Annotated in this window: 2 protein-coding genes and 1 pseudogene; all 3 read left to right on the forward strand. The window is 55.3% G+C overall.

Annotated elements, in window-relative coordinates; translation table 11 throughout:
• Window positions 1-206, forward strand: a 206-nt coding sequence (locus tag EN780_RS39825) for a hypothetical protein (protein ID WP_210215069.1), incomplete at its 5' end; no start/stop codon positions are given.
• Window positions 207-458: 252 nt separating this feature from the next.
• Window positions 459-1,655: a hypothetical protein gene (locus EN780_RS32675; protein WP_128276331.1), complete on the forward strand. Its 1,197-nt coding sequence runs from the start codon at window positions 459-461 to the stop codon at window positions 1,653-1,655.
• Between the two features lie 149 nt (window positions 1,656-1,804).
• A pseudogene (locus tag EN780_RS40990) lies at window positions 1,805-1,939 on the forward strand (IS110 family transposase); the annotation flags it as partial.
• Window positions 1,940-2,141: the final 202 nt, after the last annotated feature.

Genomic DNA, 2,141 nt, shown 5'->3' on the forward strand with positions numbered 1-2,141 from the left:
TTCCAGCTTTTGTAACAAAACAGCAAATCGAATTAACAGAAAATTTGCAGCCGCCAATCCGAACACGAGGTATGTTCGGCCTGGGATCTGATCGCATGTTTGAAAAAATTGATGCCAAAGTGTGGAGCCCGACCGGAGCACAGAACGCAACAGAAACCTTTTCCATAGCCCCTGCCTCAACCGGATTGGAATTGGAAGGAGGCTGATCCTCTCTAGCTGCAGCCCCACGGCTCCAGCGACAACTCGCGGAGCGAGGCTATTTCGCATCAGTGACCTCGTTGTTCTCCTCCCTGCTCAGCGGCGGCTCGGCGTATTGTCTGACACTAGGAACCGACACCCGCGAGCCAGACCGCTACCCAAAGTGCCACACCAAAACGAGGCGACTTACACTCGTAGGGCATGTCACGGCAGCGGATTGGATAGCAGCGTGACCGAAGAGTGCAAAGGGAATTTCAACGATGAACATCGGTGTTTTGAAGGAAATCAAAGAAGACGAGCGACGTGTCGCACTCCAGCCGATCCAGGCGCAAGCTCTTTCGCGCCTCGGTCACAACATTTATGTTGAAATCGGTGCCGGGGAAGGGGCTGGATTCTCGGACGCGGATTATCAGGCCTGCGGAGGGAAGCTTGCGATGAAAGATGAGGTCCTCGCCCGGGCGCGGCTCCTCCTCAAGGTTAAGGAACCGCTGCGTCCAGAATATTCTGACTATGCTCCGCATCACATCCTATTCACGTATCTGCATTTTGATGAGAACAACGTTGATCCTCGGGACGTCTCTGAACTCATCAGTAGAGGCTTTCTGGGAATCGCTTACGAGTGGGTGGGAAAAGCTAGCCGGTATCCATTGCTTGAGCCGATGAGCCAACTGACTGGCTATCTCTTCGCTCAGCGGGCGTTGGAGTTGTGCTCCAAGGAAAAAGGAGTGTTCTGCCCGCGAAATGAGAGCCGTCTCCCCGGAGGGCGGGCGCTGATCATCGGATGCGGCAATATCGGTCTGTCCGCATTCAAATACTTGTCGGACCTAGGGGTTGCCTTGACCGTAGTTGTCACTCGAGGCCGTGAGGATTTCAATTGCAAAGCCAACGCGCGCTTCGAAACCGAAGGGGTCGACTACATCGGCGCAACCGACACCAACCTGATCGTTATGAATAACAAGGATCCGTCACGCACTCAGGACACGATTGCGGCGGCACTGTCGGAGATGGACATCGTCCTCAACTGTGCGGTGCGTCGCCCCGATCTTCCGAAGCGAAAAATGGAGTACCTGATCGACCGCAACATGGTTGGAGCCATGCAGAGAGGCAGCATACTGTGCGACTGTACTGCCTGTGATCGCGAATTGATCGAAACATGTACTTCGTCTGCATCGCTCTACCACTCGTATCGCGAAGAAAATGTCGTGCATTACAACTGCGATCATATTCCATCAATGGTGGCCAACACCGCTACGCGGCTGCTCACAGCGCGAACTTTCCCTTACATCCGTTACATCGCCAGTCTCAAATCCTTGCAGGCCATTACTGAAGATGAAAGCCTGCGTGACGGAGTCTGTTGCTATGGTGGCCACCTGACCCATGTGCTGTCGGCAGAGAAAAAAGGCTTGCCATATCGGCCGTTGAGCGACGTTATAAAAGCGATGTCACTTCCCATGTAGGCGCTGAGAGCGCTCTCTGAGTGGGGTCGTTGTGGTCAAGGTGCTCCTGCACTTTTTCTCGGACCGTTCCGCGGGTCACTCGCTTCTCTTCGCGGTCGGCGCTTGGGCCGCCGCATGATGTTGGGGTGGACGGCCCCCGCACGGCATCGATGTGCCAGAATGAGGTCGTTGCAGATCTCAAGCAAAGGAGACCGTCCGTGGAACAAATTATTCGAATTGGCATCGACACGTCAAAGCACGTCTTCCAACTCCATGGCGTAAACGCGGCTGAGGAGCCGGTGCTGCTAGATCGTCCAAGGCTTTGTCACTCCGTTGATGGGACCAGCCGCGAACCGTCTGGCGGATCGCCTTGAGAGCTTTGTCACTGGCCGCGGGGCTAAACGAGACGCCGACCGTCCCGCCCCTTCGGCGCGCCAGCCTTGGCCTGAAAGTATAGCCGAGGAAGTCGAACTTGTGGGTGGAATGGTTTCCGCGTCGATCATCATC

Source organism: Mesorhizobium sp. M4B.F.Ca.ET.089.01.1.1 (genome assembly GCF_004022605.1).
In the GTDB taxonomy this organism is placed as follows: domain Bacteria; phylum Pseudomonadota; class Alphaproteobacteria; order Rhizobiales; family Rhizobiaceae; genus Mesorhizobium; species Mesorhizobium abyssinicae.

What these genes read in the sequence shown, in the direction of transcription:
- EN780_RS32675 (WP_128276331.1), top strand. Translation starts at nt 459, where the DNA reads ATGAACATCGGTGTTTTGAAGGAAATCAAAGAAGACGAGCGACGTGTC.